The sequence below is a fragment of the Dokdonia sp. Hel_I_53 genome, from assembly GCF_007827465.1.
Taxonomy (GTDB): Bacteria; Bacteroidota; Bacteroidia; order Flavobacteriales; family Flavobacteriaceae; genus Dokdonia.
Genome location: NZ_VISL01000001.1, coordinates 668369 through 691394 on the forward strand (window position 1 = coordinate 668369; position 23026 = coordinate 691394).

At 34.8% G+C, this 23026-nt stretch carries 13 protein-coding genes; 9 read left to right on the top strand and 4 right to left on the bottom strand.

What is annotated here, in order from left to right; all coding sequences use genetic code 11:
• Positions 1-112: 112 nt before the first annotated feature.
• From uvrA to OD90_RS02905, 4 genes are all read left to right on the top strand, one after another.
• Complete coding sequence (uvrA, locus tag OD90_RS02890; RefSeq protein ID WP_144666311.1) at positions 113-2968, top strand: excinuclease ABC subunit UvrA; 2856 nt, start codon at positions 113-115, stop codon at positions 2966-2968.
• A 64-nt stretch (positions 2969-3032) separates the two neighbouring features.
• Positions 3033-3722 carry a TIGR00730 family Rossman fold protein gene (locus OD90_RS02895; RefSeq protein WP_144666314.1) on the top strand — a complete coding sequence of 230 codons (690 nt, stop codon included), beginning with the start codon at positions 3033-3035 and terminating at the stop codon, positions 3720-3722.
• A gap of 99 nt (positions 3723-3821) precedes the next feature.
• Positions 3822-6656, top strand: coding sequence for a M1 family metallopeptidase (locus tag OD90_RS02900; RefSeq protein WP_144666317.1), 2835 nt, complete (start codon positions 3822-3824; stop codon positions 6654-6656).
• A gap of 184 nt (positions 6657-6840) precedes the next feature.
• The gene (locus OD90_RS02905) at positions 6841-9249 is read left to right on the top strand and encodes a thiamine pyrophosphate-dependent enzyme (protein ID WP_144666320.1); all 2409 of its coding nucleotides are present in this window, start codon (positions 6841-6843) and stop codon (positions 9247-9249) included.
• 92 nt (positions 9250-9341) lie between these two features.
• On the opposite strand, the gene OD90_RS02910 is transcribed toward OD90_RS02905, so the two are convergent.
• Positions 9342-11390: an HD family phosphohydrolase gene (locus OD90_RS02910; RefSeq protein WP_144666323.1), complete on the bottom strand. Its 2049-nt coding sequence runs from the start codon at positions 11388-11390 to the stop codon at positions 9342-9344.
• Between the two features lie 139 nt (positions 11391-11529).
• On the opposite strand from OD90_RS02910, the gene OD90_RS02915 reads away from it, so the two are divergent.
• The gene (locus tag OD90_RS02915) at positions 11530-12711 is read left to right on the top strand and encodes an acetyl-CoA C-acyltransferase (RefSeq protein WP_144666326.1); all 1182 of its coding nucleotides are present in this window, start codon (positions 11530-11532) and stop codon (positions 12709-12711) included.
• 23 nt (positions 12712-12734) lie between these two features.
• Positions 12735-13484: a C40 family peptidase gene (locus OD90_RS02920; protein WP_144666329.1), complete on the top strand. Its 750-nt coding sequence runs from the start codon at positions 12735-12737 to the stop codon at positions 13482-13484.
• 104 nt (positions 13485-13588) lie between these two features.
• On the opposite strand, the gene OD90_RS02925 is transcribed toward OD90_RS02920, so the two are convergent.
• Together OD90_RS02925 and gyrA are read right to left on the bottom strand one after the other, a co-directional pair.
• Complete coding sequence (locus OD90_RS02925) at positions 13589-14842, bottom strand: tetratricopeptide repeat protein (protein ID WP_144666333.1); 1254 nt, start codon at positions 14840-14842, stop codon at positions 13589-13591.
• Between the two features lie 66 nt (positions 14843-14908).
• Entirely contained in the window at positions 14909-17437 is a 2529-nt protein-coding gene (gene gyrA / locus OD90_RS02930; RefSeq protein WP_144666336.1) for a DNA gyrase subunit A, read from the bottom strand.
• Positions 17438-17698: 261 nt separating this feature from the next.
• Between gyrA and OD90_RS02935 the strand changes: the two genes are divergently transcribed.
• The 3 genes from OD90_RS02935 to OD90_RS02945 all read left to right on the top strand — a co-directional run bounded on the left by OD90_RS02935 (position 17699) and on the right by OD90_RS02945 (position 21221).
• On the top strand, positions 17699-20251 hold the full coding sequence (locus tag OD90_RS02935; protein ID WP_144666339.1) for an ATP-dependent Clp protease ATP-binding subunit: 2553 nt from the start codon (positions 17699-17701) through the stop codon (positions 20249-20251).
• Positions 20252-20404: 153 nt separating this feature from the next.
• Positions 20405-20788 (top strand): hypothetical protein, encoded by a 384-nt coding sequence (locus OD90_RS02940; RefSeq protein WP_144666342.1) that lies wholly within the window; start codon positions 20405-20407, stop codon positions 20786-20788.
• Positions 20789-20849: 61 nt separating this feature from the next.
• On the top strand, positions 20850-21221 hold the full coding sequence (locus tag OD90_RS02945) for a hypothetical protein (RefSeq protein ID WP_144666345.1): 372 nt from the start codon (positions 20850-20852) through the stop codon (positions 21219-21221).
• Here the strand turns inward: OD90_RS02945 and hutH are convergent.
• Entirely contained in the window at positions 21218-22726 is a 1509-nt protein-coding gene (gene hutH, locus OD90_RS02950) for a histidine ammonia-lyase (RefSeq protein WP_144666348.1), read from the bottom strand. The genes OD90_RS02945 and hutH overlap by 4 nt on opposite strands.
• Positions 22727-23026: the final 300 nt, after the last annotated feature.

Below are 23026 nucleotides of genomic sequence, written 5' to 3' on the forward strand. Positions count from 1 at the left end.
AAACAAGACTAGAAAATCTTTAAACTTAGTATAAAGATTAACAATCTCTTATGGTATGACCAGCTTTCTAATTAAGCAGTAAAACGGTAAATTTGATGCTTTGCTTAAATGTATGATAGACCACGAAGAACGTATTGAAGTATACGGCGCACGAGCCCACAATTTAAAAAATATTGACGTCACAATCCCACGAGAAAAATTAGTGGTGATTACTGGTCTATCAGGAAGTGGGAAAAGTTCGCTAGCTTTTGATACGATCTATGCAGAAGGTCAGAGACGTTATATTGAAACATTTTCTGCTTATGCTAGACAGTTCTTAGGCAGTCTAGAACGTCCTGATGTAGATAGAATTCAAGGTTTATCACCAGTTATAGCAATAGAACAAAAAACTACTAGTAAAAGCCCACGATCTACCGTGGGAACCATAACAGAGATTTACGACTTTTTGCGACTATTATATGCCCGCGCAAGTGACGCTTATTCTTACAATACTGGTGAGAAAATGGTTAGTTATAATGATGAGCAAATACAACAATTAATTACAGAAAGTTTTGAAGGAAAACGCATTAATATCCTTGCCCCTACAATAAGATCACGAAAAGGTCATTATCGCGAACTTTTTGAGCAGATAGCTAAACAAGGTTTTCTTAAAGTAAGAGTAGACGGTGAAGTAAGGGATATCATTAAGGGCATGAAGCTAGACCGCTATAAAATGCATGATATCGAAATTGTAGTAGATAGAATGCTTGTAAAAAAAGGTGATCAAGATGATAAACGCTTGCGCGAAAGTATAGAAACAGCCATGTACCATGGTGATGATGTATTGATGGTATTAGACCAAGATACTGGCGATATAAGATATTTTAGTAGAAATCTCATGTGCCCTACAACAGGTATCTCCTACCCTAATCCAGAGCCAAATAATTTCTCTTTTAATTCACCCAAAGGAGCTTGTGCTAACTGCAACGGTATAGGTGAATTGTATGAAGTAAACCCTAAAAAAGTAATTCCTGATCCTAACAAATCAATAAATGCCGGGGGAATTGAACCTCACGGTCCAAAAAAAAATAACTGGATTTTTAAACAATTAAAACTCATTGCAGATCGTTTTGATTTTAATCTTACAGATCCCATATCAAAAATCCCAGCAGAAGCTATAGATTTTATACTTTATGGGGGGAAAGAAAAATTTTCTGTTTCTTCAAAAGACCTAGGAGTTACTCGAGATTACAAAATAGATTTTGAGGGGGTTGCTCACTTTATAGAAAGCACATTTAAAGATAGTGAATCAACCTCTTTAGTGAGATGGGCAAAGGGATATATGGACAAAGTAAACTGTCCAGTTTGCAACGGTTCACGATTACGTAAAGAGTCTCTGTATTTTAAAGTTGATAATAAAAGTATTGCAGAGCTAGCTGTAATGGATATACTCGAACTTAAAGAATGGTTTTTAGATTTAGACAGTAGGATTTCTGAAAAGCAACAACAAATAGCCTCTGAAGTTGTCAAAGAAATAAGATCAAGAATTCAATTTCTTGTTGATGTAGGACTTACCTACCTCAATTTAAATAGAAGTTCAAAATCACTATCTGGGGGTGAAGCACAGCGTATACGTCTAGCTACACAAATTGGCTCACAATTGGTAGGTGTATTGTATATTTTGGATGAACCTAGTATTGGACTTCACCAAAGAGATAATGAAAAGCTTATTAACTCATTAGTTTCTTTACGAGATATAGGCAATTCTGTAATTGTAGTAGAGCATGACAAGGATATGATAGAGCGTGCAGATCATGTAATTGATATAGGTCCAAAAGCAGGCCGTTTTGGAGGTGAGATCATAAGTGAAGGAACTCCAGAAGAATTATTAACACAACACACCCTCACAGCACAATACCTTAATGGAGAAAAAGAAATAAAAATCCCAGAACAGAGACGTAAAGGAAATGGCAAATTTATAGAACTTAAAGGAGCTACTGGGAATAACTTAAAGAATGTCTCAATTAAATTACCGCTTGGCAAAATGATTGCTGTAACTGGCGTCTCTGGTAGTGGAAAGTCTACGCTGATTAATGAGACCCTGTACCCTATTATGAATGCTCATTATTTTAATGGAGTTAAAGTTCCAATGCCTTATAAAAGTATTAAAGGACTAGATAATTGCGATAAAGTAATAGACATAAATCAATCTCCCATAGGTCGTACGCCACGCAGTAATCCAGCAACATATACCAAAGCTTTTGATGAAATAAGAAGTCTCTTTGCAAAAACTCCAGAGGCTCTTATACGAGGTTATAAGCCAGGTCGCTTTAGTTTTAATGTTAAAGGTGGTAGGTGTGAGACATGTCGAGGTGGAGGATTGCGGGTTATAGAAATGAATTTCTTACCTGATGTTTATGTTGAGTGTGAAACATGTCAAGGGAAACGATTTAATAGAGAAACACTTGAGATTAGATATAAAGGAAAGTCCATCGCAGATGTGTTAGAAATGACTATCAACGAAGCAACAGACTTTTTTGAAAACATACCAAAAATATATCGAAAAGTAAAAACGATAAAAGATGTTGGTTTAGGTTATATTACGCTAGGTCAACAAAGCACTACGCTCTCTGGAGGTGAAGCACAGCGTATTAAACTTGCAACTGAGCTTAGTAAACGTGATACAGGTAATACGTTTTATATATTAGATGAACCTACTACAGGTCTACATTTTGAAGATATTAGAGTTCTAATGGAGGTTCTCAATAAACTAGTTGATAAAGGAAACACAATATTGATTATAGAACATAATTTGGATGTAGTTAAAATGGCAGATCACATTATAGATATAGGCTATGAAGGTGGGAAAAATGGTGGCGAGGTTATTGCGGTAGGAACACCAGAACAGATTATAAAAAAAGGAAAAGGTTACACCGCTTCATTTTTAAAAAAAGAAATGAAGACTTATAAAACAGCAGTAACTCTTTAATAGAGAAGATTTAGTTCAAGGAAATAAAGAGATTTAGTAGTCTCCAATAAAGAAATAAATATACATGAGAAACGAAAATAGACCGAAGGGATGGAATGAAAACAAAACAAATGACTCTTGGGCCATCTTTAAGATAATGGGAGAATTTGTAAATGGCTTTGAAAAAATGAGTCGTATCGGTCCTTGTGTTTCCATTTTTGGAAGTGCCCGCACAAAACCCGATAATAAATATTATCAACTCTCCGTTGAAGTTGCCGAAAAGATTGCTGAGAATGGATATGGAGTTATCACAGGAGGAGGCCCTGGAATTATGGAAGCAGGAAATAGAGGAGCACACCTCGCAGGTGGTACTTCAGTAGGACTTAATATAGACCTTCCTTTTGAGCAACACGACAATCCGTATATTGACAGTGATAAAAGTTTAGATTTTGACTACTTCTTTGTTCGTAAAGTCATGTTTGTAAAGTACTCACAGGGATTTGTAGTCATGCCAGGTGGATTTGGAACACTAGATGAACTTTTTGAAGCTATTACTCTAATTCAAACACATAAAATACAGAAGTTCCCAATTATTTTGGTAGGAACAGAATTTTGGAGCGGTCTTATGGAGTGGGTAAAAACAACACTCTTGGATAGCTTTGCAAATATTAGTGCGAAGGATATTGATCTTATACATCTTGTGGACACTTCAGATGAAGTCATTGAAGTTTTAAATAACTTTTACGACGAATTTAAATTGAGCCCTAATTTTTAAAAGATTTTTGATGGCTACGCTTTCGCGAAAGCGTAGTTCTTCAAACTCCACCTAACCCCAAAGATTAATTAATATTTATAGCTTTTTAGGCTCTCACTTGTGCAAAAAAAATTCCAACTAACTTTACGTTTCTTATCCATAATAGCTTTCTCGGTTGCCATAAACGCACAACATGAGACCTCTATTAAAGCACAACTATTAGATGACAAAAAATCTATAGTTATAGAGCAAAACATTGTTTTGCGCAACACTTCTCAAAATACTTGGAATGAGGTTTACTTAACAGATTGGGCACACAGTTTTTCTAGTAAAACAACTCCCTTAGCAACCCGATTTGCTGAGTATTATGAGAAGAAGTTTCATCTTGCCAAAGATGAAGATCGTGGTGAAACTAAGGTTTCAAGTATCCTATCCAACAACATTGCTCTCGCCTACTCCCGCCCAGAGAAATATCCAGATATTCTAAAAATTGAACTCACAGAACCAGCCCTTCCAGGACAAAGCATACAACTAGTTCTTAATTATACAGTGGTTTTACCAGACGCAAAATTTACCGATTACGGTATAACTAAAAATGGAGATTATAATCTTAGGTATTGGTTTATAACACCTGCCGCTTATGAGAACGACTGGGTGTATTATAGTAATAAAAACCTTAATGACCGTTACTTCCCGCAAACAGATCTAAAAATAAGCTTTTCAATACCTGAAGAATATACTCTTATTACCGATCTAGATAAAGAAATTATAAATGAAGGTAATGCGATAAGAGACAAAGTAACTACACTCACTGGAAAACAAAGAACTGATGCTAAAATTTTCCTACTTAAAGAATCAAACTACGATGAGGTAAAAACAGACCACGTAACTATTGTGTCGAATTTACATGATTACAAAATTGACCGTCCCATACGTGAGCTTATCGCAGACCGCATTGCAGGTTTTCTAAATACAAACTTAGGTGACTACCCGTTTTCTAAAATATTAGTCACAAATTTAGACTACAAAGAACAACCTGTCTATGGTCTCAATGAACTTCCTGATTTTATAAGTCCTTTTCCAGATGGCTTTAAATATGAAGTTGAAATTCTTAAAACAACTATTAATAATTATGTAAATAATACGCTATTAGTAGACCCAAGGAACGACAGATGGCTTATTGATGGAATTAAAGTCTTTCTATTGCAAGAATACATGGATACGTTCTATCCAGATTTAAAAATTGTAGGTGACTTTGATAGATTTTGGCTTATAAGACAGTTTTATGCTTCAGAATTAGAGTTTAACGATCAATTTACCATACTTCATAATCATATTTCGCGTCTCAACTTAGAGCAGCCTCTTGACACGCCGTATGATAAGCTTATTAAGTATAATAAGAATATAGGATTTTCTTATAAAAGCGGCGTAGGATTAAATTATCTTAACGACTATTTAGGTGATAATACTGTAGGTAAAGTCATTAAAGAATACTTTAAAAATAATGGAAATACTCCTACGACCTCTTCAAATTTTGAAACTCTTTTGAGAGCCAACACTTCAAAGAATGTTGATTGGTTTTTTGAGGATTACCTGACGTCAAACAAGCGTATAGATTACTCGATTAAAAAAAGTGTTGTAAAAGGAGATTCTATTATTGTTAATATTCGCAACAAAAATAGGAGAACAAGCCCTATACCCGTCTTTGCTTTTAAAAATGATAGTCTCGTATCAAAACGATGGATCGATGGATCTCAAAAAAACGCCTTTCTGTCGTATGACAAGGCTACAGTTGATCAATTTATTCTTAACTACGAAGAGGTAGTTCCAGAATCAAACTTGAGAAATAATTTTGAAAAGCCAGGAACATTATTAAACATAGATAAACCTATTCAATTCAAACTTCTTCAGGATATTGAAAACCCATCAAAACATCAGTTGTTTGTTATGCCTGTATTTGAATACAACATATACGATGGCTTTGCACCAGGTTTTAAAATATACAATAAAACGCTACTTAGAAAATCCTTAGACTTTAAGCTTGAACCACAGTTTGGTTTAAATTCTAAAAAATTATTAGGAAGTGCTTCTATCTCTTACAGGCATGATTTTCAAAATCAAGGTCTTTATGCAATGAGATATGGGATTTCTGGTTCTACATTTTCATATGCCCCTAATTTACGTTATGACCGAGTTACGCCTTTTATAAATTTTAGTTTTAGAACCTCAAATTTAAGAGCAGACAAAAGGCAAAGTGCATCTGCAAGATATATAAGTGTTCAAAGAGAAGAAGACCCTCTTGTTCCATTAGAAACTCCTAATTATGATGTACTCAATTTGCGGTACTCAAGATCAAATCCTGGGATTATTAATACTTTAAACTGGAGTGCAGATTTGCAGTTTGCAAAGAACTTTGGTAAAGCATCAGTAACTGCATTTTATAGACGTTTGTTTTTAAACAATAGACAGTTGAACCTAAGAGCCTTTGGAGGTTTTTTTACTTATAATAATACGATTGCAGATGGTGATTTTTTTAGTTTTGCATTAGATAGACCAACAGATTATCTTTTTGATTATAATTACTATGGGAGGTCTGAAGATAGTGGCCTGTTCTCTCAACAAATAATTATTGCCGAAGGGGGATTTAAATCTCAGCTACAACCAGCCTTTGCAAATCAATATCTAGTTACGTTAAACGCAAGTACAACTATTTGGAAATACTTTTATGGTTATGGAGACGTTGGTTTAGTTAAAAATAATGGCTTTGATGGGCAAGTAGTTTTTGACTCTGGTATACAAGTTAGTCTATTAGATGACTATTTTGAATTATTTTTTCCTATATACTCAAACCTTGGTTGGGAAGTTGCAGATAAGAATTATGATCAAAAAATTAGATTTAAAGTTCAAATAGGAATTAATACACTTATAGGACTTTTCTCTCGCAAGTGGTATTAATTGTCTATCTATTCCATCTGTTTTGATTTAATAAATCCGCAACAATAAGTTGATTTCAATGTTTTTATTAAATTATAATTTGATTTACTGGATTTTTGATACCAAATTGACAAGTGTTTAACAGTAGTTGTGATTGCAATTTGGGTTACTTTTCTTTATTTTTACGCATTGATCATTTACATCTATGTCTACAAAACCAAAAAGCCAAGCAGCACTATCGTACGAAGATTTTAAAGCATCTGTAATCGAAGATTATAGAATTGCAGTAACTAGCCGTGAGTGCAGTCTCTTAGGAAGAAGAGAAGTTCTGACTGGAAAAGCCAAATTTGGAATATTTGGTGATGGAAAAGAACTCCCACAATTAGCTTGGGCTCGTGCTTTTAAAAAAGGTGATTTTAGATCTGGTTATTATAGAGACCAGACCTTTATGATGGCAATAGACCACCTATCCATAGAAGAATTTTTTGCTGGTTTATATGCGCATACAGATATAGCGTTTGACCCGATGAGTGCAGGAAAGCAAATGGGCGGACACTTTGCTACACATAGCTTGGATCCAGATGGTAACTGGAAAAATCTTTTGTCACAAAAAAACTCTAGCTCTGACATTTCACCTACAGCTGGGCAGATGCCAAGACTATTAGGTCTTGCGCAAGCTTCAAAAATATTTAGAGAAGTAGAAACTACAGATAGCAAAAATTTCTCAAATAAGGGGAATGAAGTGGCTTGGGGAACGATAGGAAATGCAAGTACAAGTGAAGGATTATTTTTTGAAACTATAAATGCCGCTGGAGTTCTTCAAGTTCCTATGGTTATTAGTGTTTGGGATGATGAGTATGGTATTTCCGTGCATGCAAAACATCAAACTACTAAGGAGGATATTTCTAAGATTCTCGCTGGGTTCCAAAGAGATGATCAGGATCAAGGTTATGAGATTATAAAAGTTAATGGATGGGATTATCCAGCTCTTGTTGATGCATATGAAAAAGCTGGAAAAATTGCAAGAGAAGAACATGTACCCGTTCTTGTACACGTGGTTGAACTTACTCAACCACAAGGCCACTCTACATCTGGATCTCATGAGCGTTATAAAAATCAAGAGAGGTTACAATGGGAAAGAGAAAACGATTGTAACGTAAAATTTAGAGATTGGCTTATAGAACAAGGACTGGCTACAGATGAAGAATTAAGTGATCTTGAAAAGGAACTTAAGAAAAAAGTAAGGGATGGTAAAAAAGCGGCTTGGGAAGCATTTTTACAACCTATGCGTGAAGAAAAAGGCAGAGTTTTAGATTTACTGAGTTCTATTAGTAATAATAGTCCCAATAGCAGTTTCATCTCACCTCTTTATGATCAACTCCTTGAAAATAAAGAACCTCTTAAGTCAGACATACTAAGTGTAAGTCGCAAAGTCCTTAGATACACTATAGGCGAGCAAAGCACAGAACGAGAACAACTTCTACAATGGGTAAATGAGTATATAACAAAAACGCAGCCTAATTATAGTGCACACCTTTATAATGAAACAACATCTGCAGCTACTTCGATTAAAGAAGTTAAACCAGAGTACACTGAAGAAAATCTAGTAGATGGCCGCGTGATTCTAAGAGACAATTTTGATGTGCTCTTTGATAAAATACCTAACGTATTAATCTTTGGCGAAGATGCTGGAACTATAGGTGATGTTAACCAAGGTCTTGAAGGGATGCAAGAAAAATATGGTGAACTTCGAGTTGCAGATACTGGCATACGTGAAGCAACTATCATAGGACAAGGGATTGGGATGGCTATGAGAGGTCTAAGACCTATTGCAGAAATACAATACCTTGATTATATCTTATATGCAGTTCAAATACTAAGTGATGATCTAGCATCTTTGAGGTATAGAACTCACGGCAAACAAAAAGCGCCACTTATTGTTAGAACTAGAGGACATAGATTAGAAGGAATCTGGCACAGCGGATCTCAAATGGGCGCTCTCATTAATTTACTAAGAGGGATGTACATACTTACCCCTCGTAATATGATGAAAGCAGCTGGTTTTTATAATACGCTTCTTGAAAGTGATGAGCCAGCGGTTGTGGTAGAATGTCTAAATGGATATAGGCTAAAAGAAAACCTTCCATCTAACATCGGTGAGTTTAAAACACCTATCGGCGTTGTAGAAATTATTAAAGAAGGAACTGATATCACGGTTTTATCTTATGGAAGTACTTTACGTATTGTAATGGATGTCGCAAAAGAGTTAATGACTGTTGGTATCAATATTGAAGTGATTGATGCGCAATCTTTATTGCCTTTTGATTTAGAACATAAAGTTGTTGAGAGTATTAAAAAGACTAATCGCTTTATAGTTGTAGACGAGGATATGCCTGGAGGAGCAAGTGCTTTTCTACTTGATCAAGTGCTTAATAAACAAAATGCATATCAATATCTTGATAGCAAACCTGAGACGCTAACAGCAAATTCTCATAGACCTGCTTATGGAACTGATGGAGATTATTTTTCAAAACCATCGATGGACGACATATTTGAAAAAATATACCAAATGATGCATGAAGTGAATCCAGTAGCTTATCCACCACTGAGGTAATTTAGATTAAGAAAATCAATAGGTTGTAATAAAATTAGATTGGATATACGCATTCCCGAAAGCGTATATCTGCCTAAATAAATATATTTATACTACTCAGGGTATTCTATTCTTAAGTGATAGATGTTATTAAGTTTCTTTTTGAGAACCTTTTTAATCTGCTGTATTTCTTTAAATGTAATATTTGCATTAAGAAATTGACCTTCATTCATTTGCTTTTTAATAATCTTTTCTACAAACGCATCAATGAGTGTGGATGTCGGATTTTTAAGACTTTTTGAAGCAGCTTCAACGCTATCTGCCATCATCAAAATAGCAGTTTCTTTACTAAATGGCAAAGGACCTGGGTATTGAAATTTTTTGATACTCACGTCTTCATCTTCTTCCTTTGCTTTCATGTAAAAATACTGGACGGTACTTGTGCCATGATGTGTTCTAATAAAATCTATTACACGGTCTGGAAGATTATATTTCCGGGCAAGTTCTATACCAGTGATCACATGATCAATAATGATACGAGCACTCTCTACTGGCGATAAATCATCATGACTATTTACTCCTGTTGCTTGATTTTCTGTAAAATCTGTAGGATTTTGCATTTTCCCTATATCATGATAAAGAGCCCCAACTCTAACTAACATGGCATTTGCTCCAATTTCATTTGCAGCAGCTTCAGATAAATTTGCAACATTCAAACTGTGGTGGAAAGTTCCTGGAGCTTTATCTGCTAGCTTTTTTAGTAATTTAGAATTTGTATCAGATAACTCCAAAAGGGAAACATCGCTTACTAAACCAAAAACCTTTTCATAAATATAAATAAGAGGTTGAACAAACAATGTAGCAAGACCGGCTAACATAAACATACCAAACTCTTCTAGGGCTAACCCATCAGTCCCTCCTTCATTGACAATATTAAATGCAAAATAAGCCAAAATATAAATGGAAGTAATCTGACCTACAGATATGAATAGATTTGCTCGTTTGTATAATTCAGGAACCGTTAATATTGTAACGATTCCCGCTATCACTTGTAAAAAGAAATATTCAAAACTATTAGGAACTATAAATCCCAACAATAGTATTGCAATTACATGAGTAAATAATCCCATTCTAGCATCAAAAAAGGCTTTGATTACGAGCGGAAGTATACATAATGGTACCGCATAGATATACTCTGGACGCAATTTGACCACTGCAGTAGTCAATAAAACCATTAAAAGAATATTAAAAAATATAAAAGTAATTTTTGTATTATTAGCAAATACCTCAGGACGATAGGTTCTAATAAATAACAACATCATTATTAATGCAAGTAACACTAACAAAATATATCCAAATAAAACCCAGTTGTATCTTAAATCACTAAAATTTTGTGATTCGTATTTTGTTTTAAGAGATAAAACTTTTTGTAATGCTTCCCCTTCTACTAATTCACCTCTAGAGATTATAAGACTACCCTTAGGTACCACACCTCTAGTTTTAGACATTTGATTTAGCTCTTCTTGTAATGATTGTTCTGTAAGTTCTTCATCTAATGATACGTTAGCCTCTAAGCCGTCAAAATAAAGCTGTAAATATTGATTTTTATAATCTCTGTAATCTCCCTCATTAATCTTAGACGTAAGTTTTGCTGTAATATCACTTAGAATATATAATTCACTTAAAGTGATTTCTGAAACTGTATTTCCTTTTTTAAGAAAAACAAGTTTACTTTCATCGTATAGTGGTTTATTTTTTATAACACCGCTCTTATAAATATCTCTTAATAAGTTGAATCCATATTTTTTTAATTTCCTTAGTTTTGATTTTGAAGCTAACGTATCACCAAAAACTTTAGAAAAATTAGAGTCATAGGTACTATAAATTTTCTCGACGACCTCTTGATTATAGGTAAAGTATACTGCAGATTGCGATTCTATCTTATTCCGCTCTGCAGAGAGAACTTCATTACTTTTAAGAATTGCAAAATCCTCATCTGCATACAAATTTTCATATTGCCAAGGGAAACCTTTTTCAATTTCATATTGAAACTTTCCACTTTTAGGAAAAAAATAGACAATAAGACCTGCGCAAACTATAATTAGTAAGAGCTTATAAATTAAGTCCTGATACTTGTAAAATGTTAATGTTATTGTGCGCATATATATAAATACCTTAAGCTAAAGTACTAAATAATTATGGGTTGAAAATAACCTTTATCCCTAGTCTTAAGACGAGTGTTTCTAAGAAAATTTCTTACATTCGCGACAACGTTTTCTATGTTATAAAACAAACATTATCATGAATAAAAAAGTAGTAATAGTATCTGCAGTTCGTACACCTATTGGAAGTTTCATGGGTTCGCTATCCTCAGTAACTGCAACAAAATTAGGTTCTATAGCCATTAAAGGAGCTTTAGATAAAATAAACCTCTCCCCTTCTCAAGTGGATGAAGTTTATATGGGTAATGTTGTTCAGGCGGGTGTTGGTCAAGCTCCAGCTAGACAAGCAGCTCTAGGTGCTGGAATTCCTGATACTGTTCCTTGTACTACAGTAAATAAAGTTTGTGCATCTGGAATGAAATCAGTAATGATGGCTGCACAGTCTGTGCTTCTAGGGGATGCAGACGTTGTAGTTGCTGGAGGCATGGAAAACATGAGTTTAATACCGCATTATGTACACCTTCGTAATGGTCATAAGTTTGGTCCTCAAACAATGATTGATGGTATGCAAAAAGATGGTCTAGTAGATGCGTATGATGGTAATGCAATGGGGGTATGTGCAGATGCCTGCGCAGTTAAATATGATTTTTCACGAGAAGAGCAAGATGCATACGCTATACAATCTTATAAACGAAGTGCAGCAGCATGGGGAGCTGGAAAATTTGACAACGAAGTAGTTCCTGTACCTGTACCACAAAGAAGAGGAGATGCACTTATAATCGATAAAGATGAAGAGTACAGAAATGTCAAGATGGAAAAAATACCAGCACTCCGTGCTGCCTTTTCTAAAGACGGGACAGTAACGGCTGCAAATGCTTCTACCATTAATGATGGTGCAGGTGCAGTGATTGTGATGAGTGAAGAAAAAGCAAAAGCGCTTAACTTAACTCCATTATGTACTATAGAAAGTTACGCAGATGCAGCACAAGAGCCTGAGTGGTTTACTACTGCTCCTTCAAAAGCACTTCCAAAAGCACTATCAAAAGCAAATGTAACTCAAGATCAAATAGACTTTTTTGAATTTAATGAAGCATTTTCGGTTGTAGGACTTGCTAATATGAAGATACTTGGACTTGAAGATAGCAATGTAAATGTAAATGGTGGAGCCGTTTCTCTTGGACATCCGCTTGGATGTAGCGGGGTACGTATATTAATTACATTAATTAATGTCTTGAAACAAAATAATGGAACATTAGGAGCTGCTGCTATTTGTAATGGTGGTGGTGGTGCATCAGCAATGGTTATTAAAAATAATAACTAGATTTTTTAGATAACTTCAAACGTATGCGCTACGGTATTTGCCAGCTCAGTATTGTCCCTATGCGTGCAGAACCCTCTGACCGCAGTGAACTTGTAAACCAAGTTCTTTATGGAGAGCATTTTAAAGTTGTAGAGTTGCGCAAAAATTGGAGTAGAGTAAAGCTTTCCCATGATAAATATGAGGGTTGGATTGACAATAAACAATATATAGAAATTACAGAAGATGAATACGCTTTCGCGAAAGCAAAACCTCTTCAACTTGTAACTGATCCTGTTCAATTTGTAACAACTAACAAAAAGGAACTTTTAACGATTGTACTAGGTGCCTCTGTAGGAAATTTAAATATACTTAAAGCAACCTATGACGGGGATTTTCAAAGCGATAAAAAACAAAAAAAACATCTCATAGAAACAGCGCTGCTGTATATGAAGTCTCCATATCTATGGGGAGGAAGAACGATCTTTGGGATAGACTGCAGTGGTTTTACACAAATGGTGTACCGCTTAAATGGATATTTTTTGAAACGCGATGCTTCTCAGCAAGCTAGTCAAGGTGAAGCCCTAAGTTTTATTGAGGAAAGTGAACCTGGAGATCTTGCTTTTTTTGACAATGCTGAGGGTTTAATCACGCATGTGGGCATTATAATGGAAAATAATTACATCATTCACGCACATGGCGAAGTACGCATAGATCGGTTGGACCATTCAGGAATCTATAATCCACATACTCGAAGTCATACACACAAACTAAGAGTCATTAAAAAAATCATTTAAAAAAACCGCTTTCATATATGAAGCGGTTTTTTTAAAGTGTTAAAATGACTAGTCCTAAATAATTACTCTGTAAGATTATTTAGGACTAGTGAAAAGTGTAAATTTTAATTTGCTTCTAAAGTTTCAATGCGAGCTTTCATCGCGTCTGCTTTTGAAGTCATACCTAACTGCTCATAAATTCCGTACAAAGAACGAGCAACAGCAATATAATCAGATCTAAACTCTAAAGCTTTCTCTAAATATGGCAGTGCACTTTTATATATACCTTCTCGTTTTAGTTTAAGCTCGTCATACTTTTTAAAATCAGCGTTTGAAGTTCCTAAACTATTCATTTGATCTACAATGGCTCTTTCTTCAGATAATATGAGTACTGCAAGATTGTTATAGGCTGCTGCATAGTCCCCTTTAATCTCGATGGCTTTTTCGTAGTATTTTCTAGCCTTTTCTTTATTGCCTTGTTGATCTGCTCCTACTCCTAGATTATAATACAGTTCTGCATTATTAGGGTCCATTTTTAAAACCTCTGTAATAGTTTCCTCATATTTATCCATTCGCTTCATTTTTAGATAAATATCAGCCTCAGATCGTAATAATGCTAAATCATTTGGATTTTCTCTACGTGCTAAAGCCATCGCATTAAGCGCATCATCATTCTTACCCTGTGATACATAAATTAGAGCAATGTTTTTTGTGATTTCTGCACTTTTTGGTTCTGAAAGACGTTCTGTTGGATTGATGTGCGTTTTTGACATTATTAAAAGGTCACGCTCATTCTTGTTAGAAATAAGTTCCTCTTCTCCTGTATCAGCATTAGTTGCAAAATATTGTAATTCGCTACCAGAATAATTTAAATCACGGAGCTGGATGTAGTTTTTCAAAGCTGTGTCATAATCTTTTGCATTTATCGCATTTGAAGCGGCAAAATAGAGGTACACAGTATCTTTTTTACTGTAATCGTAAGCCTTTTCAAGTTTTGTTGCTGCATTAGAGTAATTTTCTTGATTTTGATCATCTACAGCGCCATTAACTAAAGAAGTAACAACACTAGACAAACCTTGTGTCGCATCGTCATCATATTTAGTGCCTTTCAGACTTGAAAAGGCAATGGCTGCTTTCTCAAGATCAGCTTCATTTTTATTGTTTACTCCAAGATATGCTTGAGCTTTTAAAAGAGTAAACTTTTCTTTTGTTTTATCATCCATTTCAGACTCTAAGGCTGCTGCTGGAGCTAGCAGTGTTTTTGCTTCTCCATAACTTCCAGATTTGATAGCCTTCTCTATAGCTTTTACTTCTTTTTTTTGTGCAAATACCACGGATGAAGCAGCAAGTGCTATTGTAAATAAAAATTTAGTTCTCATTTTGAATATTTAATTAAAAAATTAAGGGTTGCAAAATTACTTAAAATTATCCAACCCTAATTCTTTCTACTCCTCTTCTTCAGAAGAATTTTTAGTTGGGGTTGAATTTTGACTTGAATCTGGATTTCCTTCTAAGTCATCTTCATCAATATCGTCTTCGTCACTCTTCACCTTTGCCACTGCTGCTATACTATCATTACCTTTTAAGTTTATGAGTCGTACTCCTTGAGTGGCACGCCCCATCACTCTTAATGATGATACTTCCATACGTATAGCAATCCCTGATTTATTGATGATCATTAAATCATCTTCGTCAGTAACATTTTTTATAGCAACTAGCTCACCGGTTTTCTCCGTGACAGAAATAGTTTTAACGCCTTTTCCTCCTCGGTTAGTAATGCGATAATCTTCGAGACTACTACGTTTACCATATCCTTTTTCAGAAACGACGAGAATATTGCTTTCTGTATCGTTTACAGAAACCATACCAACTACTTCATCATTATCACTTGCAAGAGTTATGCCACGAACACCAGAAGCATTTCTACCCATAGGTCTTGTTTTGCTTTCCTCAAACCTAATTGCTTTTCCTGATTTAAGAGCAAGCATCACTTGGCTTTCTCCTGTTGTAAGCTTTGCTGAAAGAAGTTCATCATCATCCTTAATGGTTATAGCATTAATACCGTTAGTACGAGGTCTAGAATATTGTTCAAGGGCAGTTTTCTTAACTTGACCTTTCTTAGTGGCCATGATAATATAGTGATTGTTAATATAATCTTCATCCTTTAAGTCTCCCGTACAAACAAAAGCTTTCACATCATCATCTTGCTCAATATTGATTAGATTTTGTATAGCTCTACCTTTTGAAGTCTTACTACCCTCTGGTATTTCAAAAACACGCATCCAGAAACACTTTCCTTTTTGAGTAAAGAAAAGCATATATTGATGATTTGTTCCTACAAATAGATGCTCTAAAAAGTCTTCATTACGAGTCGTTGAAGCCTTAGTACCAACTCCACCCCTATTTTGTGTCTTATACTCGGTGAGCGAAGTTCTTTTTACATAGCCTGCGTTTGATATTGTAATTACCACTTTTTCATCAGGAATGAGATCTGTGATACTCACATCACCTCCTGCATATTCAATTCTCGAGCGGCGCTCGTCACCATATTTATCTTTAATCTCTTGCAGTTCATCACGTATAATTTGCATACGACGTTCCTTCTTGGCTAGAATATCTTTTAGATCCTCTATAGTCTTCATGATCTCATCATACTCGTTACGAAGCTTATCTTGTTCTAAGCCTGTAAGTTGTCTTAAACGCATTTCGACAATTGCTTTTGCTTGTATCTCAGAAAGCTTAAAACGCTCAATTAGGTTTTGTCTTGCCTCATCTGCGTTAGAACTTGCGCGAATAATAGCAATCACTTCGTCTATATTATCTGAAGCGATAATTAGACCTTCTAGTATATGTGCACGGTCTTCTGCTTTCTTTAGCTCATACTTCGTACGACGGACTACTACAATATGGCGATGCTCTACAAAATGATGAATCATATCTTTTAGATTCAACATTTCTGGACGACCATTTACTAATGCAATATTATTAACACTAAAAGAAGATTGAAGTGCGGTATATTTATATAGTTTATTGAGTACAATATTAGGAATACCATCACGCTTAAGTACATAAACGATACGCATTCCGTTTCGGTCAGATTCATCACGAATAGCAGAAATCCCTTCGATCTTCTTTTCGTTAATCATATCTGCTGTCTTCTTAATCATATCAGCTTTATTTACCTGATATGGTATTTCAGTCACAATAATACACTCACGACCTTTCACTTCTTCAAACTCTGCTTTTGCACGCATCACAACACGACCGCGACCTGTTTTAAAAGCTTCACGCACTCCATCGTATCCATAGATTGTTCCACCCGTTGGAAAATCTGGAGCCTTTACATGCTCCATGAGCTCATCTACGGTAACCTCATTGTTATCTATATAAGCATGTATACCATCAATTACCTCTGATAAGTTATGCGGTGGCATATTTGTTGCCATACCTACTGCAATTCCAGAAGCACCATTAATTAGAAGTCCTGGTACTCTTGTAGGAAGAACTGTAGGTTCCTTTAAAGTATCATCAAAATTTAATTGATGATCAACTGTATCTTTATCTATATCTGCAAGCATGTCTTCAGATATCTTACGCATACGAGCCTCTGTATAACGCATAGCAGCAGGGCTATCCCCATCTACAGACCCAAAGTTACCTTGACCATCAATAAGCATATAACGTAAACTCCATTCTTGAGCCATACGCACCATAGCATCGTATACAGATGTATCACCATGTGGGTGATACTTTCCTAATACCTCTCCTACAATTCTTGCACTTTTTTTATGGGCTCCACTAGCTCGTATTCCAAGTTCATGCATTCCATAAAGTACTCGTCTATGCACTGGTTTTAAACCATCACGCACATCTGGTAGTGCTCGAGATACAATTACAGACATCGAGTAATCGATGTAAGCAGATTTCATTTCATCTTCAATGTTAATCGGGATCAGCTTTTCTCCGTCAGCCATATATAAATTGATTAGATTTTACTTCTATTTATTCTAAATACTTCTAACAAGCAATGTACAGAATTTATAGGTGTTTATAGACTTTTCGCTTTCGCGAAAGCGTACTATTTATCAACAATATTTAACAGGTTTTTTTGATAACTACCTTGTTAAAGCACGGGCAGAGTGTCAGGTATTTCTGTAAATTGACACTAGAATAGTAAGCGGAATGGTTTTTGAATCTGTTTTACTTAAATTTACAATAGAACGAACGCAGAAGATATGGATGATAATTTTTCGCCAAGAGTAAAGGATGTAATCGCATACAGCAAAGAAGAGGCTTTAAGATTAGGTCACGATTTTATAGGAACAGAGCATTTATTACTAGGGCTATTGCGTGATGGTAGTGGTAAAGCGATCGATATTTTAGGAGCTTTAGAAGTAGACTTAGAACACCTTAGACGTAAAGTAGAGATTTTAAGTCCGGCTAATCCTAACATTACTTTACAGAGCAACGATAAAAAGAACCTGCATTTGACAAGGCAGGCTGAACGTGCCTTGAAAACTACTTTTCTAGAAGCTAAGCTTTTTCAAAGTTCTTCTATAAATACAGCACATCTTTTACTCTGTGTGCTAAGGAATGAAAACGACCCTACAACAAAACTGCTTAATCGCCTTAAGGTAGATTATGATAATGTAAAAGACCAGTTTAAGCATATGATGGCAAATGATAATGATGATTATATAGAACCAATTAAATCCGAATCATACTCTGATGATACAGATGATGGTGCCGAAGGTTCAAAAGAAAACCCTTTCAATAGTCCTACAACACCAAAGGGTAATAAAAAAAGTAAAACACCTGTTCTCGATAATTTTGGTAGAGATCTAACGGCTATGGCAGATGAAGGGAAACTAGACCCTGTAGTAGGAAGATCTGCAGAGATCGAACGTGTTTCACAAATTTTAAGTAGACGTAAAAAAAATAATCCTTTACTCATAGGAGAACCAGGTGTAGGTAAATCTGCTATTGCAGAAGGACTAGCTTTACGTATCGTGCAGCGAAAGGTGTCTCGTATACTTTTTGATAAAAGAGTTGTTACACTTGATCTAGCGAGTCTGGTTGCTGGTACAAAATATCGAGGGCAATTTGAAGAACGTATGAAAGCAGTGATGAATGAGTTAGAAAAGAATGATGATATTATCCTTTTTATCGATGAAATTCATACTATCGTAGGTGCTGGAGGGGCAACAGGCTCTTTAGACGCCTCTAATATGTTCAAACCTGCGTTGGCTAGAGGTGAAATTCAATGTGTAGGTGCTACTACTCTAGATGAATTTCGTCAACATATCGAAAAAGACGGAGCATTAGAGCGTCGTTTTCAAAAAGTCATTGTTGAGCCGACGAGTGTAGAAGAAACTATTGAGATATTACAAAATATCAAAGGTAAATATGAAGAACACCATAATGTATCTTACACAGACGAGGCATTAGAAGCTTGTGTTAAGCTCACTAATAGATACATGACAGATCGATTTCTTCCAGATAAAGCTATAGATGCATTAGATGAAGCAGGTTCACGTGTGCATATCACTAATATTGATGTTCCGAAAAAAATCTTGGAACTAGAGAACAAACTAGAAGAGGTACGCGAGCTTAAAACCTCCGTGGTAAAAAAGCAGAAATACGAAGAGGCAGCCAAATTGAGAGATGATGAAAAAAATCTTGAAAAGGAACTTGCCATTGCACAAGAAAGATGGGAGGAAGATGCTAAGCTGCACAAAGAAATCGTATCTGAAGATAATGTAGCCGATGTTGTGAGTATGATGACAGGCATCCCTGTAAATCGCATTGCACAAACTGAGAGCAATAAACTTGCAGAACTTCCTGCTATCATCCAAAGAAACGTTATTGGTCAAAATGAAGCTGTAGCTAAAGTTACAAAAGCAATACAACGCAACCGAGCTGGACTCAAAGATCCTAATAAACCCATCGGTTCTTTTATATTCTTAGGGCAAACAGGTGTGGGAAAAACTCAGTTAGCAAAAGTGCTTGCAAAAGAGCTTTTTGACAATCAAGATGCCCTTATAAGGATAGATATGAGCGAGTACATGGAGAAATTCTCAATATCTCGTCTTGTAGGTGCTCCTCCGGGATACGTGGGTTATGAAGAAGGTGGTCAATTAACTGAAAAGGTAAGACGTAAGCCGTACTCTGTAGTATTATTAGACGAAATTGAAAAAGCGCACCCAGACGTATTTAATATGCTACTTCAAGTTCTTGATGATGGATTTCTTACTGATTCTCTAGGTCGGAAAATTGATTTTAGAAATACAGTAATAATAATGACGTCGAATATCGGTGCTAGAAAACTCAAAGATTTTGGGCAAGGTGTTGGTTTTGGTACTGCATCACGTAAAACACAAGTAGATGAAAATACTCGTAGTGTAATACAAAACGCTCTCAAAAAAGCTTTTGCACCAGAATTTTTAAACCGAATTGACGATGTAGTGGTCTTTAATGCTTTAGAGCGAGAGGATATACATAAGATTATTGATATAGAACTTGAAAAATTATATAAGCGAATCAAAGGTTTAGGATATGATTTAACGCTAAGCGATAAAGCAAAAGATTATATTTCTGAAAAAGGTTTTGATAAAGAATATGGAGCAAGACCACTTAAAAGAGCTATCCAAAAATATATCGAGGATGCACTTGCAGAGGAAATTATAACCTCAAAATTAAAAGAAGGCGATACTATTTTTATGGATTTGGATGAGAATAATGATGATCTTACTATCTCTATAAAAAAGGCAGAAGCCACAGAATCATAAATTTATATTTTAATCCTAAAGCCCCTAGTATTACTAATTATTACTAGGGGCTTTTTTTATTTAAAATTTTAAAATAATTAAGTCTTGTTGTATTCCTTGAATTGATTTAATCTTGTATCTTTCATATACAAATAATTGTAAAATACAACCCTTATGTCAACCCCTATTAGACACAAGGCAACATATCCCTTTTGTAAATTGTCAATCTATGATGATTACATTTTTATTACTATGAATGAAGGGATTACTGTTTTGCCAGAGTACAATGATATCTTAATTGAACTCGCTGAGACTTTTTTTAAAGATAGAAGCTTCGTGTATATAACTTATAGAATAAACTCCTACTCTGTCGACCCAACAATATATTTAAAAACCTCAAACATTAGAAATCTTAAAGGTTTTGTAGTTGTAGACCCAAAAGATGAAACTACTGATACGCTAGCTGTAGAAAAATTATTTTTTAACAAGCCTTTTGCTGCTTTTGACAATATTGAAAGTGCGATTGATTTTAAAAATAGCGTACTCTCAGAAGCTTAATAAATTACTGAGAAACTACTGATTTAAACCAAGTACTTACTACTCACCAAAATACTATTAATTGAATAATTCAATAATCAAATTTTCTTTTGGAACTTTAAAAGTTGAAAAGGATATTGCTATAGGTGTAATTAACGAAGGGGTTACACTTGATTTAGAAAAATTTAAACAGATTTCATCTACTCTAACTGCTCATTTTAAAAATAAGCCCTATGGATATATTTCTCATAGAGTGAACTCCTATGCAATAGACCCTACAGTCTATATGTATGTGGCTAGTAAAGATATTTTAAGGGCAATTGCAATTGTTACAGAAGTAAAAATTATGAAAACTAACGCTATTATTGAAAAACAATTTGTTGCTCAACCCTTAGAAGTCTTTCATTCTATATCTGATGCAAAAAAATGGATAAAAAAACACATACTCCTTTAATACAATTCTTGGGGATCTATAGCTATATTTTTTAAATAATCCTTTCCTTTTTGTATATCATTAGAAAAAATGCGATCATGAGTTACGTAAGCTACATTTTCTCTATAACCTTTAACAAACGACTCTAGAAATGAGGCTGTCTTTAAAGGAAGCCTAAAATGAAGTGCTTGCGTGGCATTGAGTAATTCTATTGACAATAGAGTTTCAATGTTATCTACAACTTTAAGAAGCTTTGTAGCTGCGTTTGCCCCCATACTTACATGATCTTCTTGTCCATTTGACGAAACAATAGAATCAACACTGGATGGAGTACATAACTGTTTATTTTGACTTACAATAGAGGCAGCGGTGTATTGCGGAATCATCATTCCACTATTTAAGCCTGGACTGTCTACTAAAAACGGCGGAAGCCCCCTCAAACCACTAATAAGTTGGTACACCCTACGCTCACTTATACTCCCTAACTCTGCCATAGCCACGGCTAAAAAATCTAACCCAAGTGCTAGTGGTTGACCATGAAAATTACCACCGCTTATGATTCTATCTTCATGCGGAAAAATATTAGGGTTATCTGTGACACTATTTATTTCTGTTTTAAATGTTTTAGTTACAAACTGTATCACGTCCTTAGTTGCTCCATGTACTTGAGGTATGCATCTAAATGAATATGGGTCTTGTACATTGGTTTTTTCTGTTGCAGCAATTTCACTAGAGTTAAGTAGAGACATCACACGCTCTGCAGTCTTAATTTGACCAGTATGTGGACGGACAAAATGAACTAAAGGATCAAATGGCGACAAGTTACAATCAAACGCATCTAGGGATATTGCTCCTATCACATCTGATAAATAAGATAATTTATGGGACTTAAGTAAGGAAAACACACCATACGCGGTCATAAACTGTGTTCCATTTAATAACGCTAGTCCTTCCTTAGATTTTAAATGAATAGGTTTAAAATTAAATTTTTGTAAATATACTTGCGCAGATACTGGCATATCACCGTCCCATACTTGTCCCTCATTAATTAATGGAAGTGCAAGATGCGCTAATGGAGCTAAATCTCCACTAGCACCTAATGAACCCTGTTCATAAATTACTGGCAGTATGTCTAGATTGTAGAAATCAATAAGTCGCTGTACTGTATCTAAGTGCACACCACTATGCCCGTAACTCAATGATTGGATTTTTAATAAAATCATGAGCTTTACAATCTCTTTGGGCACATAAGTTCCTGTACCACATGCATGAGAACGCACAAGATTTTCTTGAAGTAGTGTAAGATTATTATCACTTATCGCTACATTGCATAAACTACCAAAACCTGTATTTACTCCATACACTGGTTTTGTACTTTCTGTAATTTTTTTATCTAAATAAGCTCTTGAAGAATTTATATTATGACGACTTTCTTCACTCAGGGCAATTTTTTTTTGATCATTTATTATAGAAGAAATTTTTTCAAGGTTTAATAATTCACTGCTTATGTAGTGGGTGTTTGACATGGGGAATATCCTTATAAATTTCTCATAAATTTAGATCATTTATTAAGAATATGAAATTTTCATTTTTTTTTTTTAGAAAATTATAATGAAGTGATTTTAATAATAATTACAAAATACTTAAATACAGTTATTTAAAATAAAAAACGATTATTTAGAAATTATTGTATTCGTAAAAAAAATAATTATTTTGAAAATATTATGATCTAAACTTATTTTACCATGTATTGAACTAATTTAATATTACTCAGGTATTTTGTAGTTTTAGTGTCAAACAAATGAGATTTTTATTTCGCGAAAGCA

What these genes read in the sequence shown, in the direction of transcription:
- OD90_RS02925 (WP_144666333.1), bottom strand. Translation starts at nt 14,842, where the DNA reads ATGAGAACTAAATTTTTATTTACAATAGCACTTGCTGCTTCATCCGTG.
- OD90_RS02915 (WP_144666326.1), top strand. Translation starts at nt 11,530, where the DNA reads ATGAATAAAAAAGTAGTAATAGTATCTGCAGTTCGTACACCTATTGGA.
- OD90_RS02935 (WP_144666339.1), top strand. Translation starts at nt 17,699, where the DNA reads ATGGATGATAATTTTTCGCCAAGAGTAAAGGATGTAATCGCATACAGC.
- uvrA (WP_144666311.1), top strand. Translation starts at nt 113, where the DNA reads ATGATAGACCACGAAGAACGTATTGAAGTATACGGCGCACGAGCCCAC.
- gyrA (WP_144666336.1), bottom strand. Translation starts at nt 17,437, where the DNA reads ATGGCTGACGGAGAAAAGCTGATCCCGATTAACATTGAAGATGAAATG.
- OD90_RS02940 (WP_144666342.1), top strand. Translation starts at nt 20,405, where the DNA reads ATGTCAACCCCTATTAGACACAAGGCAACATATCCCTTTTGTAAATTG.
- hutH (WP_144666348.1), bottom strand. Translation starts at nt 22,726, where the DNA reads ATGTCAAACACCCACTACATAAGCAGTGAATTATTAAACCTTGAAAAA.
- OD90_RS02910 (WP_144666323.1), bottom strand. Translation starts at nt 11,390, where the DNA reads ATGCGCACAATAACATTAACATTTTACAAGTATCAGGACTTAATTTAT.
- OD90_RS02920 (WP_144666329.1), top strand. Translation starts at nt 12,735, where the DNA reads ATGCGCTACGGTATTTGCCAGCTCAGTATTGTCCCTATGCGTGCAGAA.
- OD90_RS02905 (WP_144666320.1), top strand. Translation starts at nt 6,841, where the DNA reads ATGTCTACAAAACCAAAAAGCCAAGCAGCACTATCGTACGAAGATTTT.
- OD90_RS02895 (WP_144666314.1), top strand. Translation starts at nt 3,033, where the DNA reads ATGAGAAACGAAAATAGACCGAAGGGATGGAATGAAAACAAAACAAAT.